Source organism: Thermosynechococcus vestitus BP-1 (assembly GCF_000011345.1).
GTDB lineage: Bacteria > Cyanobacteriota > Cyanobacteriia > Thermosynechococcales > Thermosynechococcaceae > Thermosynechococcus > Thermosynechococcus vestitus.
This window is the reverse complement of sequence record NC_004113.1, coordinates 565,195-581,234: the sequence shown is the minus strand read 5'-3', so window position 1 is coordinate 581,234 and position 16,040 is coordinate 565,195. Positions and strand designations below refer to the sequence as shown.

11 protein-coding genes are annotated in these 16,040 nt (G+C 53.8%); 8 read left to right on the top strand and 3 right to left on the bottom strand.

What is annotated here, in order from left to right; genetic code table 11:
• Window positions 1–3: 3 nt before the first annotated feature.
• From TLL_RS02935 to TLL_RS02925, 3 genes are all read right to left on the bottom strand, one after another.
• Complete coding sequence (locus TLL_RS02935) at window positions 4–1,812, bottom strand: ABC transporter ATP-binding protein (RefSeq protein ID WP_164921106.1); 1,809 nt, start codon at window positions 1,810–1,812, stop codon at window positions 4–6.
• Window positions 1,813–1,890: 78 nt separating this feature from the next.
• Window positions 1,891–3,333, bottom strand: coding sequence for an NADP-dependent phosphogluconate dehydrogenase (gene gndA / locus TLL_RS02930; RefSeq protein WP_011056424.1), 1,443 nt, complete (start codon window positions 3,331–3,333; stop codon window positions 1,891–1,893).
• A 79-nt stretch (window positions 3,334–3,412) separates the two neighbouring features.
• Window positions 3,413–4,381, bottom strand: a complete 969-nt coding sequence (locus tag TLL_RS02925) for a protochlorophyllide reductase (protein WP_011056423.1) — start codon at window positions 4,379–4,381, stop codon at window positions 3,413–3,415.
• A gap of 172 nt (window positions 4,382–4,553) precedes the next feature.
• On the opposite strand from TLL_RS02925, the gene lipA reads away from it, so the two are divergent.
• The 8 genes from lipA to TLL_RS02885 all read left to right on the top strand — a co-directional run bounded on the left by lipA (window position 4,554) and on the right by TLL_RS02885 (window position 15,980).
• Window positions 4,554–5,426: a lipoyl synthase gene (lipA, locus tag TLL_RS02920; protein ID WP_011056422.1), complete on the top strand. Its 873-nt coding sequence runs from the start codon at window positions 4,554–4,556 to the stop codon at window positions 5,424–5,426.
• A 189-nt stretch (window positions 5,427–5,615) separates the two neighbouring features.
• A complete protein-coding gene (locus tag TLL_RS02915) occupies window positions 5,616–7,391 on the top strand; it encodes an iron uptake porin (protein WP_164920716.1) in 1,776 nt (591 codons plus the stop codon).
• A 283-nt stretch (window positions 7,392–7,674) separates the two neighbouring features.
• A complete protein-coding gene (locus TLL_RS02910) occupies window positions 7,675–8,898 on the top strand; it encodes a response regulator (RefSeq protein ID WP_231833815.1) in 1,224 nt (407 codons plus the stop codon).
• A gap of 66 nt (window positions 8,899–8,964) precedes the next feature.
• Complete coding sequence (locus TLL_RS02905) at window positions 8,965–9,327, top strand: response regulator (protein WP_011056419.1); 363 nt, start codon at window positions 8,965–8,967, stop codon at window positions 9,325–9,327.
• Window positions 9,328–9,329: 2 nt separating this feature from the next.
• Complete coding sequence (locus TLL_RS02900; protein WP_011056418.1) at window positions 9,330–9,848, top strand: chemotaxis protein CheW; 519 nt, start codon at window positions 9,330–9,332, stop codon at window positions 9,846–9,848.
• 33 nt (window positions 9,849–9,881) lie between these two features.
• Window positions 9,882–12,695, top strand: a complete 2,814-nt coding sequence (locus TLL_RS02895; RefSeq protein WP_164920715.1) for a methyl-accepting chemotaxis protein — start codon at window positions 9,882–9,884, stop codon at window positions 12,693–12,695.
• A 2-nt stretch (window positions 12,696–12,697) separates the two neighbouring features.
• Window positions 12,698–15,490, top strand: a complete 2,793-nt coding sequence (locus TLL_RS02890) for a hybrid sensor histidine kinase/response regulator (protein WP_011056416.1) — start codon at window positions 12,698–12,700, stop codon at window positions 15,488–15,490.
• Window positions 15,483–15,980 carry a chemotaxis protein CheW gene (locus TLL_RS02885; protein WP_011056415.1) on the top strand — a complete coding sequence of 166 codons (498 nt, stop codon included), beginning with the start codon at window positions 15,483–15,485 and terminating at the stop codon, window positions 15,978–15,980. Before TLL_RS02890 ends, TLL_RS02885 begins: the two co-directional genes overlap by 8 nt.
• Window positions 15,981–16,040: the final 60 nt, after the last annotated feature.

Genomic DNA, 16,040 nt, shown 5'->3' with positions numbered 1-16,040 from the left:
GTCCTAAGTCGCCAGAATTCCCGCTTGAACTTGCCAAAGGCCGTAATAGACTCCCTGCTGAGCCAGGAGTGCCTCGTGGTTCCCTTGCTCGACAATTTCACCGCCCTCAAGAACATAGATGCAGTTGGCATGGCGAATGGTGGAGAGGCGGTGGGCAATGGCAATCGTGGTGCGATGGGCGGTAATCTGGGCCAGCGATCGCTGGATGGCGGCTTCGGTTTCGTTATCCACAGCGGATGTGGCTTCATCGAGAACAAGAATCGGCGGGTCTTTGAGAATCGCGCGGGCGATCGCCAGCCGTTGCCGCTGACCACCAGAGAGTTTTTGACCCCGTTCCCCCACCACCGTGTCATAGCCCTGGGGCAGTTGCTCAATAAAATCATGGGCTTCAGCCAGTTTTGCAGCGTGGATGACATCAGCAAGGGTTGCCCCCGGACTGCCATAGGCAATGTTCTCAAAGACGGTGCCGTGGAAGAGAAAGACATCTTGGCTCACCCAGCCAATGGCTCTACGCAAATCCCGCAGGCAATACTCGCGAATATCTACGCCATCAATGAGGATGCGCCCCTCTTGAACCTCATAGAATCGCAGTAACAATTTCACAAGGGTACTTTTGCCGGATCCGGTGGAGCCGACAATGGCGATCGTCTGACCCGCAGGGACATGTAAAGTCACATTTTTCAGTACAGGGGCACGGCCAGCATAGGCAAAGCTAACGGCTTCAAAGCGCACTTCCCCTTGAACATGGCACGGATCCAGGGGGCGATCGCCCGTACCAATCGCGATCGGTGTTTCCAGCAAATTCAGCACCCGCTGCGTTGAGGCCATGGCTCGCTGATACTGATCTAGGGTTTCCCCCAAACGGGTCAGCGGCCAGAGCAAGCGTTGAATCAGATAGACCATCGTGCTATAGGCACCCACATCCAAGCGCCCCTGAAAAGCTGCCAAGCCGCCCAGCACCAAGGTTCCCGTAAAACCAAATAAAATCAGAAAGCGGATCAATGGAACGTAGGCAGCACTGAGGCGAATGGCGCGGCGATTACTCTGTTGGTAGGCTTCACTGTCCCAGCGCAGGCGCTCCAGTTCGTAGGGCTCAGCCGTAAAGCTCTTGATCGTTTGAATGCCCGTAATATTGTTGGCCAAGCGTTCATTGAGGAGTCCCGCCTTTTCCCGCACATCCCGATAGCGAGGTGCAAGTCGCCGCTGAAAGATCACCGACCCCCAGAGAATAAAGGGCATGGGCAGCATTCCCCAGATTGCGACATTGGGGGCCAAATAAAAGAAAATGCCACCAATAACAACGACGGTGGTTGTAACTTGCAACACTTCATTGGCACCGCCATCCAAAAATCGCTCCAGTTGGTTAATGTCATCGTTGAGAATCGAGAGCAAAACACCGCTGCTGCGCTCCTCAAAAAAGGCCAAATCCATTTCTTGGATATGGGCATAGGCCTCAAGGCGCAGGTCGTGTTGGATCTGCTGGGCTAAATTGCGCCAACTGCGGGCATAGGCATACTCAAAGAGCGACTCCAAGCTCCAAATCACAAACGACAGACTCGCTAAAGCCAAGAGTTGCTGCTCAAAACTTGCTAGCCCCCAGCGGGCAAAGAGGGAATCCTGCCGCTTCACCACCAAATCCACCGCAATGCCAATTAGAACAGGGGGAGCCAGATCAAAAATTTTATTCAGGATAGAGTAAAGGGAAGCAAACCCCACTTGGCGTTGGTAGCGTTGGCTGTGGTGTAGGAGTCGTAGAAACGGATGCAAGGCTTCTTGGTCTCCCCAAAGTGCAGGATAATCGGCGGCAAGCAGATAACTCGCCTCATTCTTAAGATAGGCTAAAGAACTGCCCACTGGGGGGACTCCCTCTGGAACTCTACTGCCTGCCTCTCAAACAGAGGCTTTGCCCGCCTCCTGAATCGGTACCCACTCCGTATGGAAGGTTCCCGGTTTGTCGATTCGCTCATAGGTGTGGGCACCAAAGAAGTCCCGCTGCGCTTGGGTGAGATTCTGCGGTAGGCGATCGCGCCGATAGCTATCGAAGTATTCTAGGGAGGCACCAAAGGCGGGTACAGCAATTCCTGCACGGGTCGCTTCCACCAAAACCTCCCGCCACGCCGCCTGCTTATCCAGGATGGTCTGGCGAAACTCCGGCGCCAGCAGCAAATTGGCCAATTGAGGATTTTCGCTGTAGGCCTGCTTGATCTTATTGAGGAAGCCAGCCCGAATAATGCAGCCCCCTTTCCAGATGCGGGCAATCTCACTCAGGTTCAGTTGGTGATCAAAGAGCTCTTGGGAGCCTTTGGCAATCAGGGCCATGCCTTGAGCATAGGAGCAGATTTTCGAGCAGTAGAGGGCATCGCGAATTTTGCCAATGAATTCTTCGGTATTGCCGCTAAAGTGAGCCGCAGGACCAGGGAGCACTTGGGCAGCCGCCATCCGTTCGGCTTTGATGGAGGACATTATGCGAGCATTCACGGCAGCGGTAATTGTTGGAATCGCCACCCCCATCTCAAGAGCACTTTCCACCGTCCAGCGACCAGTTCCCTTTTGACCTGCCGCATCCACAATGACATCCACCAGGGGCAGATGGGTTTCTGGGTCAATATAGGTGAAAATCTGGCTAGTAATTTCAATCAAAAATGAGTTGAGTTCGGGGGTTTCATTCCAGCTCTTGAAGACTTCATGGAGTTGCTGGTGATTGAGACCAAGGAGGTTTTTTAGGAGGTCATAGGCCTCGGCAATGAGTTGCATATCGCCATACTCAATACCGTTGTGCACCATCTTAACAAAGTGCCCCGAGCCCCCCGGTCCAATGTAGGTGACACAGGGGCCATCATCCACTTGTGCTGCAATTTTGGTGAGAATGGGTTCGAGGGCTTGGTAGGCTTCACGACTACCGCCCGGCATCAGACTTGGGCCATTAAGGGCACCTTCTTCACCACCGCTGACCCCCATACCAAAGAAGCAAAGTCCTGCTGACTCCATTTCGGCAACGCGGCGTTCCGTATCGGTATAGAGGGAGTTGCCCCCATCAATGAGGATATCACCGGGTTCAAGGAGGGGCTTGAGCTGCTGGATCAGATCATCCACAGGTTGCCCTGCTTTGACCATTGCCAAAATGCGGCGAGGACGTGACAGGGAGGCAACCAATTCCTCAAGAGTATAGGTGGCCTTGAAGCGACGGCCTGCGGCTCGTTCGGCCATGAACGCTTCGGTGCGGGCAGGTGTGCGATTATAAACCGCCACGGAAAATCCATTTCGCTCTACGTTGAGGGCAAGGTTTTCCCCCATGACGGCGAGGCCAATGACGCCGAAATCTTGCTGTGACATACATCCGTCCTGCAATAGCAAGGATCACTTCCACCATAGCGGCAAGCTCGGCAAGAGGAATGGAAAAAGGTATTAACTTTTAGGCCAATCCCACCAGTTTTTCACTCAGCTCCCAAAGACGGCGGGCTTTTTGCTCATCACTTGCCTCTGCCGATAGTTCTTGGACAAAGGCTTTGCGGCCTTCTTTTTGGCGATTACCCCAGCTCCAGTGGACCCCCGACTGGCGAAACTCTGGGTCTGCGACCACCATCGCGACGCGCTCACCCGCCAGTTCTTGGCTGACATAGCCCCCAGTAATCTTTTTCTGGAAGAGGGGGAAGAGTTTCTGAAACAGGGGGAAGTGGTGGCGAAACAGGGGTGTGTCGGCCACACAACCGGGGTAAAGGGAATTAAAAACAATTCCGGTGCTCTCGTGAAAGCGGCGATGCAGTTCCCGTGCCGTCAGCATATTGCAGAGCTTGCTGTCTTTGTAGGCCTTGCCCGACTTGAAGGGCTTACCGTTAATCATGGCAATCGGCTTCTTGAAGCCTTTTTCAAAGCCTTCGAGGTTGCCCAAATCAGGGGGAGCAGGAATGGGAATTTTACCGCCGAGTTCTTTGCGGTTGGCTGTCACTGTGCCGAGAATCACCAAGCGCTTATCGCTTTCGGGAGAATTTTTCAAGTCTTCTAGCAGCAGGTTGATCAAAAGAAAATGCCCCAAATGGTTGGTGGCCACAGTGATTTCATAGCCATCCACACTGTAGATAGGTTCCTTGAGCAGGGGATAATAGACAGCGGCATTGCAGACAAGGGCACGCAAGGGGCGATTCAATGCCCGAAATGATTCAACAAAGCCGCGCACACTGGCCAAGGAGGACAAGTCCAAGTGCAAAATCGTGTAGGCCTCCGGCGGAATCTGCAAGTTTTTGGCGGCTTGCTCTGCTTTTTCAAGATTGCGGCAGGCCATTATAACGTGCCAGCCCCGATTGGCTAAGGCCTTGGTAGCATACAATCCGACTCCAGAGGATGCACCCGTAATAATGACCGTTGGGCGTGGCTGATCACTCATAGGTTTTGTGGCATCGCTGCGGTAACGTCGCTATTGATCCTGCCATAGAAGCGATCGCCCCCTAGGCACAGGAGGGGCAATCATTTACAGTTACTTAATAAATAGACTCGATAGTTAATCAAGTTTTGTATCTAGCCTGCCTTTTGCCTATTTTTAGGATTAACCCGACTCTATGGCCCTCTCCCGACCCCTGCCGTCGTGGCTGCGCAAACCCCTTGGTAAAGCCAGTGAGATCTCTACCGTTCAGCGCTTAGTGCGCCAGTATGGAATTCACACCATCTGCGAGGAGGGGCGGTGTCCCAATCGCGGGGAATGCTATGGCCAAAAAACCGCCACCTTTTTACTTTTGGGGCCCACCTGTACCCGTGCCTGTGCCTTTTGCCAAGTGGAGAAGGGTCACGCTCCCGCCGCCGTGGATCCAGAGGAGCCCACTAAAATTGCCGCCGCTGTGGCGACGTTAGGCTTGCGCTATGTGGTTTTAACCTCTGTGGCTCGCGATGACTTGCCGGATCAAGGGGCGGGTCAATTTGTAGCCACCATGGCGGCGATTCGCCAACGCTGCCCCGGCACCGAAATTGAAGTCCTCAGCCCCGACTTTCGCATGGATCGGGGTCGGCTCTCCCAACGGGACTGCATTGCCCAAATTGTGGCGGCACAGCCCGCCTGCTACAACCACAACCTGGAAACAGTACGGCGCTTACAGGGCCCTGTGCGACGGGGTGCCACCTATGAGAGCTCACTGCGCGTCTTAGCCACTGTTAAAGAACTCAATCCTGACATACCCACAAAGTCGGGACTCATGTTGGGCCTAGGGGAAACGGAAGCAGAGATCATTGAGACCTTGAAGGATCTACGCAGGGTGGGGTGCGATCGCCTGACCTTGGGACAATATCTGCCCCCTTCCTTGAGTCATTTACCAGTGGTCAAGTATTGGACCCCTGAAGAATTTAACACCTTGGGCAATATTGCACGGGAATTGGGCTTTTCCCATGTGCGATCGGGCCCCCTTGTACGCAGCTCCTACCATGCGGCTGAGGGCGGCTAAATGTCCCGTGTCAACAAATCGAAACAAAGTATTTGACAAATTGCAAGGCAAGCCCTTAGGATCTGTCGCAACTTGCATAATTGGCTTGCGGCAGATTTAAGCCATATTGTGTAAGCTAGGTACTAGGGGACAGTGGAATGAGTTGATTGCTCTGCTGAACCCAGATGCTCGTGAGTGAGGAGTAACATTGTGAAAAAGACTTATTTGTTAGCAAGTAGCTTAGGCCTACTGGGGGTGGTCGCAGGGGCTAATATTGCTACCGCCAATGAACCTGTCAAGCTTGAAAACCTGAGTGCTGCTGAACCGCAAAATCTCCAAGTTTCTGAGGCACTGCCTGCTCCCAACACTGTCGCAGACGCCTCTAGCACCATTCGCTCTGTTAATGAGCTTCTGGCCAACGAAGAATCCATGGGGCAGGTGACCTCCGTCTCGCAGCTTTCTGATGTCCGCCCCACCGACTGGGCCTACCAAGCCCTGGCTTCCCTGGTAGAGAAGTACGGTTGTATTGCTGGTTACCCTGATGGTACCTTCCGGGGGAATCGGGCAGCGACCCGCTATGAGATGGCAGCAGCGTTGAACGCCTGCCTCGATGTGATTAGCGATCGCTTTGCCACCAAGGAAGACCTGGCGACGCTGCAAAAGCTCATGGATGAGTTCAAGGCAGAACTCGCCACCCTGCGCGGTCGTGTGGACAAGCTCGAAGCCCGCACTGCTGCCCTCGAAGCTACTCAGTTTTCTACCACCACCAAGCTCACGGGGACAGCGGTAATGTCCGTCCAGTTTGGCGGTCGTCCCAGTTCTCCGCTTCCCTCTGTTCGTCCTAACGACCCTATCACGGGAGTTCCTTTACCTCTAGCGCCTGGGCGTACAAATCCAACAGTTATTGCTGGCGTTCTGCTCAACCTCAATACAAGCTTTACGGGCACTGACTTGCTGCAAACGACCCTTTCCACCGGTAACGGTGGCCTTGATGCCATTAGCACCTATGGCTTAGGGTCGCAAATTATCTCAACCCTTGGGACTGGCGATGCCTTTACAGCACCACTACCCTACTTTAGCCCGAGCCAGTACTACTGGTCTAATTTCGGTCCTGGTGTGACTCTGTACCGCCTAGCCTACAGTTTCAAACCCACTAAAGACATTACTATTACCGCCGGTCCTCAGTTCTATCCCAGTGACATTATCGACACCAATAGCTGGGCAAACTCCCCCGCTAGCGATTTTGGCAGCTACTTCTTTATCAACAACCCCTTCATTGTGCCCTATGCAATGAATTACCTGGGAGGTGCCGGTGCTGCCATTCAATGGAATCCTAAGGAAGGTCCCTTTACCGTGCGGGCGCTGTATATTGCGGCGGGAGCGGGTACCGCAGCCGCTGGAATTGCTCCGCCTAATCCGGGAGGTGGCTTTGCCGGTGATCCCTTCCAGGCTTCCCTTGAGCTGGAGTACGCCAACACTTTTGGCAATGGCCGTAACAGCTATGCCGTCAAGCTTCAAGGCACCTACTCCAAAACCTATGGCATTGAAGCTCAAGCGGGAGGTGTTAACTTCGAGCTCAACCTTGGTCGCCTAGGGATCTTTGGCCGTGCCGGTGTTGCGGGGATTCCCAGTACCTACTTCCCTGGGGTGTCGCCCCTACCCTTCTCTATCGGTCCTTTTCCTGCCGCTGGCATGATGGCCTACAACTTTATGGCAGGGATCGGCTATAAAGACTTGCTAGTGCCGGGTTCGGTACTGGCTGTCGCGGCGGGTGCACCATTTATTAACAGTGCTCCTGCTGTGCCTCCTATCAACAATGCCAACCAGGTGAATGTGGAGGCCTTCTATAAGTTCCCCATTAGCGACAACATCAGCATCACGCCGATCTTCACGGCGATCATCAATCCCAACAATACCAATGGTGCCGGCGCCATCTCCGGTCAGCCAATTCTGCAAGGGGTGATTCGGACGACCTTTACGTTCTAAGGTGGCTGAATTTATTTCGCTGCTTCTCCCTCTCCTCTATGGAGGGGGATTTTTTTATGCCTTATGTTTTCTAAAGAGCAAGGGTGTTTACTTTCCGTTGTGAAAATCATTAACTTTTCTGAAGTTTTCCTTCATCTTTTCCGAGGAACTGCTTAATATAATCATCACATCTGGGTTTTCAAGCCCACTTTACCTAGGGGTGATTTCAGAAAACCAGCTCATTTGGTTGTTTCCTGCTGGGATTCAAGGGAACCGCGGTGGGGAAAGCGAGTTAGGGATCGATATGATGACATCTGAGCAGAGTTCTAGGGTCGGGGGAACAGAAGCACTTCAGCCCGAAGGCTTGCTGCGCCAGCTGAGCACTTCAGGGGGTACCGGTTGCTTCAAGGTGGTTGTTGAGGGGCAGCAGTGGTTTCTTTACTTTGATCGGGGGGACATTATCTATGCGACCCATACTATTGAGCCGGGCGATCGCTTTGAACGACACCTGCGGCAACTCAGCCACAGTGTTCCTGCCCTCGATCGCCACCTACGGGCCAAAGTGCGACAGCAATGGGAGCAGGCCAATACCCCCACCCCAATCTATGAATATGAGAGTCTGCGCTGGTTGCTCACCCAAGGCCTGATCACAGCAGAGCAATTTTATCAATTGGTAGAGGGGCTGATTCTCGAAGTTCTCGAGTCGTTTTTGTATCTTAAGACTGGTCAGCACCAGTTGGTGCCCTACGTTGAGGTTGCGATCGCCCGCCGCTTTGACGCTGCTTCCCTCATTGAGAAGTGTAAGTCCCGAATTCAGCAGTGGTTGAGCCTTGGTCACAAAATTGTCTCCCCCTTTCAGCGCCCTTACTTTTTTAGTCATGCCCAAGTGAATTTAACCCCTGAGCAGCAGCAGCGTTTGGGGTCTCTGTTGCGGGGCTTTAGCTTTCGGCACTTGGCGGTGCTACTGAACCAAAATGAAATTACCTTAGTGCGTAGCCTTCTGCCTTTGATTGAGAAAGGCGCTGTCGTCGTTCGAGAACCGCAACATCCCTTTGACTTACTGCCCAATTTTGATCTCAGTTTGTGGCAGGAAACCACACCCGCTCTTGTAGAGGACAGTGGCGACTCAGGGAGTGGCTTTTTTACCTCCCAGGTTCCCAATCGCACCTATCGGATTGTCTGCATTGACGATAGTCCAACGATCCTCAATGAAATGAAGCGGTTTTTGGCGGATGATGCCTTTGAGGTCATTGCCCTCAACGATTCTGTAAAGGCCCTGATGGAGGTGATGCGTCTCAATCCCGATCTGATTCTTTTGGATGTGGGGATGCCCAATATTGACGGCTATAAGTTTTGTAAAGTGATTCGCAACCATGAACGCTTTAAGTCAGTCCCCATCATTATGGTGACGGGTAACACCGGGCTCATTGACCGCGCTAAGGCTCGTTTTGTGGGGGCAACGGATTACATGACTAAGCCCTTTACCCAGGCAGAACTGTTAAAAATGGTGTTTCAGTACTTGACGTAGTACAGGCAACCTATCAGGGGTATATTGACAGTAATCGATTGTTTGAATTGGCATTTGGGAGATGACATGACAAAGGTTTTAGTGGTGGAAGATATCCCCTCGGAAATGGCATTGATCAGCTCGTTTCTTCAGGAGTCTGGCTACGCCGTGATTACGGCCACCGATGCCAAGGAGGCACTGGAGAAAGTAGCCCAGTATAAGCCCGACGTCGTCGTCACAGATGTGGTGATGCCGGGGATGAGCGGCTTCGAACTTTGCCGCAGTCTCAAGAAAAATCCTGAGACTGAAAAACTGCCTATTGTTGTCTGCACCTCCAAAAACCAGGAGTTAGACCGTCTTTGGGCGATGAAGCAGGGGGCAGATGCCTATGTGACCAAGCCCTTTAGCCGTGAAGATTTGGTACGGGCACTGAAGTCAGTGGTGGTGTAGGGATGATTGGGGCAGCACCTTGGTTGAATGGTGGCGAAGGGGTAGGCGATCGCCCCCAAGGGTTACCCTACCTGCGCTTAGTGGTGCACGAGCAATGCACCGCACTACTGCCGATGACTGAGATTCAGCAGGTGTTGGTGCTGCCACCGCAGCAACTCACGGCAATTCCCAATATGCCTGCCATAGTCATGGGATTGCTGAACGTTCGTAACCGCATTGTTTGGGTGTTGGATTTAGCCCACTTGTTCAACCTCGAACCACTGGATGCAGAGATGCCGCTGGTGACGATCGCGCTGCTGGATACCCCCAAGGGCTATTTAGGATTGGCCCTAAAGGAGGTCCGTGGGATTGCCCGTCTTCCTGAAGGGGCGATTCAATCGCCAGTGGGTACGGTGAGCGCGGCGCTGGTTCCCTATCTCAAAGGGTGCTGTCGTTTGGCAGAGGAGATATTTTTTATCCTCGATGGGGCAGCAATTGCCGAGAGAGCTTGCTCAAGTGTTCTTACTGTTGATGTTGGATAGGATGACGATGAATACTCTTAGGATGTGCCAACAATGACGACTGCCAAGCCCCCTATTGATATTCCCCCCTTACCACCCTCGGTTTTGAACTACCAACTGCCTTCTGTAGAGGAGAACAAAGCAACCACCAATGGTCAATCCCATGGACAGCCGTTGCCGCCAACACCGCCCCGCCGCAAATTTTGGGGGCTCCGTCCAAAACTCATTACCAGTGCCATTGCTCTGGCAACGCTGCCTCTGTTGGGGGTGGGCTTAGTAGGGAATGAAGTGGTACGCCAAAACTTGGTGCAGTTGGTCTTAGACTTCCAGCAACAGCAAGCAAATAGTGTAGCACTTCAGTTTGAGAATTATCTTCGCAATCGCCTCGGGGATGCCCGAACCTTAGGGTCTCTGTTGAGTAGCCGCTACAGCGATAAGATTCAGCGGCGCGATCGCCCCCAACTGCAAGCGATTCTGGATCAATGGCTTAATGCCTACTCAGACTACGACAGTGCGGGCATCATTGCCAATGATGGCCAAGGAACGGTCATTGCCCAGTCTTCGGAGGGGAACCGTCTTGCCAACAATATTCTCCAAAATCAGCAGTACTTTAAGCTAGCAATTCAAACTCGCAACCCGGTTCTAACGGTTGAGCCAACGCTGTCACTGCCCGATCGCCCCCTAGGGATGTTTTTGGCAGTGCCCGTGATCAATCCCCAAAATGGGCAAATTTTAGCAGTAGCTCGGTTGCGGATTCCCCGAGCGACTATTGCAGAGCTCTTCATAACCTACACTCGCAAGCAGTCCCATACCTTTTACCTCATCGACAGTGGCGGCACGATCTTTGCAACCACCCAGCGGGAAGAGGCGATACAGGGAAAACCCCTCCAAGAGGTGTTTCCTAAATTAGCCGAGCAACTCCAGCGGGCCCGCAGCGGGGTGATCAAAACCGACGCGACTTTTGAGGATCAGATTCTCAGTTATAGGCAAGTGCCTAGCCCCTTTAGGGCAATTGTGCTGGGGGTTGATCGCAACCAGGCGCTTGCGCCCCTCAGAACGCTGACATGGACATTGTTCGGGGGGATGGTCATTGCCACAGGGGCAGTGGGGGCGATCGCCCTCTACGCAACACAGCGAGGACTCCGTCCTATTTTCCGCACCATTGCTGCCGTGGAAGCCATCGGCGCCGGCAACCTCGACACCCGTGTCCCCATTGAAACCAAGGATGAGCTGGCCACCCTAGGGCAAACCATCAATGAAATGGTTACACGGTTACAACAATCCTTCACCCAAATTGAGCAGGCAGCCAAATGTGCAGATTGCTTACGTCAGGCTGCGGTGCAGTTAAGTGAGTTGCGCGATCGCCAAGCCATTTTTGAGACCCTTGTGGCAAAGGGCCGTGAACTATTGGCCTGCGATCGTGTCATTGTCTATGCCTTTGATGACAACTATGTGGGAACAGTCGTAGCCGAGTCGGTGGCAGAGGGTTGGCCACAAGCTCGAGATCAGGTAATTGAGGATCCCTGTTTCCGCGAACACTGGGTAGAGGCCTACCGCCAGGGCCGCATTCAAGCCACGACGGATATTTTCAAGGCAGGGCTAACGGAGTGTCACCTGAATCAACTCCGGCCCCTCAAGGTTCGGGCAAATCTTGTCGTGCCGATGGTGATCGACGACCAACTTTTTGGTCTCCTGATTGCCCACCAGTGCAGTGAACCACGCCAGTGGCAGGAGATCGAGATTGACCAATTCAGTGAACTGGCGAGCACCGGCAGCCTTGTCCTGGAGCGTCTCCATTTCCTTGAGCAGACCATTGCCGCTCAACAGGCAGCAGAGCGCCTTGCCCAGGAGCAACAGCAGCGTACTGAACATATCCAAATGCAGTTAATCAAGCTGCTCACAGAGGTGGAGGCCGCTTCCCAGGGAGATCTGACGGTACGGGCAGACATCACTGCCGATGAAATTGGCACTGTTGCTGATATCTTCAACGCCCTCATTGAAAGTCTGCGGGATGTGGTGGTGCAAGTGAAAGCAACAACGGAAAAAGTGAACACCGCCCTCTTGGCGGATGAGGCAGCGATGACCGAGTTAGCGACAGAATCCCTGCGTCAAGCCAAGAAGGTAAAGCGGATGCTGGATGCTGTTGAGGCCATGGCCAGCTCAATTGAATCCGTGGCCAATAGTGCCAACGAGGCGGCAGCCGTGGCGCGCCAGGCCTCAGAGCGAGCGGTCACTAGCGGTGAAACGATGGATACTACTGTCGAAAGTATCCTTCAACTGCGGCAAACTGTGGCGGAAACCGCCAAAAAAGTGAAGCGCTTAGGGGAGTCGTCGCAACAGATTTCCAAGGTGATCTCCCTGATTAATCAAATTGCCTTGCAAACCAACCTCTTGGCCATTAATGCCAGTATTGAGGCGGCCCGTGCGGGCGAAGAAGGCCGAGGCTTTGCTGTGGTGGCCGAAGAAGTCGGTGAGCTGGCGGCGCGATCGGCGGCGGCCACCCGTGAAATTGAGCAAATCGTCGAGAGCATTCAGCAGGAAACCCAAGAGGTGGTCAGTGCCATGGAAGCAGGAACTGCTCAGGTGGTGGAAGGCACCCGCCTTGTGGAAGCTACCAAGCAGAGTCTTGCAGAAATCGTCCAGGTGTCGCAGCACATTGACGAGCTGGTGCAGTCCATTTCCCAAGCCACCGTCTCCCAAACCCGCACATCTAATACGGTCAGTACACTAATGCGCGATTTCGCTAAGGTCTCAGAGGGCATGTCGGCAACCTCCAAACAGATTTCTGAGTCTCTCCAAGCCACCGTGGACATGGCTCAGGAACTACAAAACTCCGTCAACATCTTTAAGGTGACTGCTGAGGGATAGCCATGCCCGAACCCGGCATTGAGGAAACGATCCGCCTCCAGTTTTTGGAGGAGGCGCAGGACTATCTGGCAACCATTGAAGCGGGGGTACTCGAACTCTCTCAGCGGCCGGGGGTGATTGATGCCGTACTGCGGGCGGCTCACTCGATTAAAGGTGGTGCGGCAATGATGGGCTTTATGTCCCTCAGTGAACTGGCCCATCGCCTTGAGGATTTCTTTAAGGTTTTGAAATCCCGTCCCTGCGATGACGTAGAAGTACAGCACCTCCTGCTCAAGGCGGTAGATCAACTGCAAGCGGTCATTACCCTCCACCGTCAAGGGGTTCAACCCAATGAGGGCTGGTGGCGCACCCAAGTGGAGCCAATTTTGGATCAGTTGCACAGACGGCTGGGGGAGCCGACAGCGGAGGATGATCTAGCGCTTCTCAGTGGGGATGATGGCCACCAGATGCGGGTGGCTCTTTTTGAAACTGAGGTGGAGGCCTGCCTCCAACGCTTAGAAACCGTTCTGCAAACCCCCGGGCAACCCTGCCTTAAGGAGGAGTTGGCGATCGCTGCCCAAGAACTGGCAGGCCTCGGGCAAATGCTGGAGCTGCCCCCATTTGCCGACTTTTGTGCCTCTGTCAGTGCCTATCTTGAGCAGCCCAACTGTGATGTCAGCCAAGCTGGTGCCAGCATTATTCAGCAATGGCGGCGCTGCCAAGCCCTTGTGATCACTGGGCAAGTGGCGGCTTTGCCCACCCGCTTCGAAACCCCTGAAACCGATGATGAGGATCAAACCATTATTGATTCAATTGATGCAGTGGATTTACCGCTGGCAAACCTGAATCAAGAATTAGGGGTCGAGGACTTTGCCAGTGCCGAAGTGGAGGCTTTCTCCCTGGGGGATTTATTGTCCCCCCCACCCACCCCCCCCAAGCTGCCAGCAACACCCCCGCAGGAAACCGAGATTCCAAAGCCACAAGCCGAGGAACCCAAGGAAACAACCGTGCGGGTGCCAGCGCATCAGTTGGAGGAGCTGAGCGATCTGATGGGGGAGTTGCTCATTGAGTGTAATGCTCTAGAGTTACAACGGGAACGCCTCCACAGCCTCCTAACCGGTCTCAAGCAAAAAGTGGGTGCCCTTGAGCGTGCCAACTTTCGCCTGCGCACAGAGTATGACCGTGTCAGCGCCCCCCACCACTTTAACCTCCAAAATCAACATGGGTTCGATGTCCTCGAGTTCGATCGCTACACCGATGTGCACCTGCTCTCCCAAGAGGTGATGGAAACTATTGTCCAAGTGCAGGAAATCACTAGCGATTTGGAACTGAGCCTAGAGGACACCGAACGCACAGACCGCGATCTCAACCGCACCGTCAAGCAACTCCAAGCTCGATTTACCCAGGTGCGAATGCGCCCCTTTGCCGATTTGGCCAACCGCTATCCGCGCCTCATCCGCGAATTGAGCCACCAGCATGGTAAAAATGTCAACTTAGAAGTTGAGGGCAGTCACGTTCTCATTGACCGCACGGTGTTGAGTGTGTTGGCGGATCCCCTCTTGCACCTTGTCCGTAATGCCTTTGACCATGGCATTGAACCCCCAGAGGAACGCCAAGCCCTTGGTAAACCCGCCGTGGGAACCATTACTCTAAAGGCAGCCTACCGCGGCAACCGAACCGTGATTACTGTGGCGGATGATGGCCGAGGTCTCAATCCGGAGAAAATTCGCGAAACGGCACGGCGAATGGGCTTAGCCCCAGATTGGTTGGAAACTGCTAGCGATCGCGACCTCTGGCAACTGATTTTTGAGCCGGGCTTTTCCACGGCCGCCCAGGTGAGTAGCCTCTCCGGGCGCGGTGTCGGCATGGATATCGTGCGCACCAATTTGCGGCAAATTCGCGGGGACATCCAGATCCAGAGTACTCCCGGCCAAGGGACGCGATTTACGATTACGATTCCCTACACTCTCTCAGTTGTACGGGTGCTGTTAGTAGAAGCTGCCGGCATGCTTTTGGCAGTGCCAACCGAAGACATTGAAGAAATGGTACTTGCCGATCGCTATCCGGCGATCGCAACCCTTGGCTCAACCCTCATTGACTGGGAAGGCTATCTTATCCCCTTGATTGAGCTGACCCAGATTTTTCACTTTCAGCGTCCCTATCGTCCCGTAGAAATGGAGGGAGCACCCGCCATTAACGAACCAACCCTGATGATTGTGAGTCAAGGGGAGAGTGCCCTTGCCCTGCGGGTCGATCGCTATTGGGGCGAGCAGGAAGTCACCATTCGCCAAGTCGAAGGAGAATTAGCCCTACCCAAGGGCTTTAGTGGCTGCACAATTTTAGGAAATGGCCGCATTGTTCCCCTATTAGATCCCCTCTCCTTCTTTGATTGGTCACAACAGGAGCCTCCCCCTGCCGCGGTGACCAGCTCCGTTGCCCCTAGCCAAGACACCGTCCTTGTGGTTGATGATTCAGTGAACGTGCGGCGTTTCCTCGCCAACACCCTCGAAAAGGCCGGCTATCGGGTTGAGCAGGCCAAAGATGGTCAGGAAGCCATTGATAAACTCCAAGGGGGACTCGCCGTCAACGCTCTGATCTGCGACATTGAAATGCCCCGCCTCGATGGGTTTGGCGTCCTCACTCAAATTCGCCGCATTCCCCAATGCCAAAACACCCCTGTACTAATGCTGACCTCCCGCACAGGTCAAAAACATCGCCAGCTGGCAGAACGCCTAGGGGCAGCCGCCTACTTTAGCAAGCCCTTCCGCGAAAGTGAGCTCTTGGCCACCCTTGATCAATTGATCCACCATGCTTAAAAGCCGTCGCCGTCGCCAGAGCCAACCCGTTGTTTTAGAGCAGTTCCTGACATTTACCGTGCGCCAAGAGTACTTTGCCGTGCCTATGGCGCAGGCCTATCGGGTGATTCCTTTACCTTCTGTTCATGGGGATCCGCAGCAGCGGGGTATTGGCCTTGTCACCTATGAAAATCGCGAAATTCTAGTCATTGATATTGGCCGCTGTCTCTTTGATGACCCCCTCTCAAGCTCAGAAACCCAAACCCTGAAATTTTTGCTCATTCTCCAGCCGCGATTAGAGCAGGAGTGGCTTGGCCTGCCCCTCACCGACCCCCCCGTGATTGAGCGCATTTCCCAGGCAGCCATTCATGCCATTCCCAGGAACTATCTCCACTGGGGAAGCATTCACAACGTTAGCTCCCTTATGGTCACTCATCAAGAGGATCAGGAGCGACCTCCCATCTTTATCGTGGATGTTGAGCAGGTTCTGCATACCCTAAAAACCCGATAGCCTGACTGCATTCCTAGATGTGCTAGTAGATGTGCTAGATGTAGCGGTGCTAGATGTACT

Coding starts and splice junctions, on each gene's coding strand:
- TLL_RS02890 (WP_011056416.1), top strand. CDS start 12,698: ATGCCCGAACCCGGCATTGAGGAAACGATCCGCCTCCAGTTTTTGGAG.
- TLL_RS02885 (WP_011056415.1), top strand. CDS start 15,483: ATGCTTAAAAGCCGTCGCCGTCGCCAGAGCCAACCCGTTGTTTTAGAG.
- TLL_RS02900 (WP_011056418.1), top strand. CDS start 9,330: ATGATTGGGGCAGCACCTTGGTTGAATGGTGGCGAAGGGGTAGGCGAT.
- lipA (WP_011056422.1), top strand. CDS start 4,554: ATGGCCCTCTCCCGACCCCTGCCGTCGTGGCTGCGCAAACCCCTTGGT.
- TLL_RS02895 (WP_164920715.1), top strand. CDS start 9,882: ATGACGACTGCCAAGCCCCCTATTGATATTCCCCCCTTACCACCCTCG.
- gndA (WP_011056424.1), bottom strand. CDS start 3,333: ATGTCACAGCAAGATTTCGGCGTCATTGGCCTCGCCGTCATGGGGGAA.
- TLL_RS02905 (WP_011056419.1), top strand. CDS start 8,965: ATGACAAAGGTTTTAGTGGTGGAAGATATCCCCTCGGAAATGGCATTG.
- TLL_RS02910 (WP_231833815.1), top strand. CDS start 7,675: ATGATGACATCTGAGCAGAGTTCTAGGGTCGGGGGAACAGAAGCACTT.
- TLL_RS02925 (WP_011056423.1), bottom strand. CDS start 4,381: ATGAGTGATCAGCCACGCCCAACGGTCATTATTACGGGTGCATCCTCT.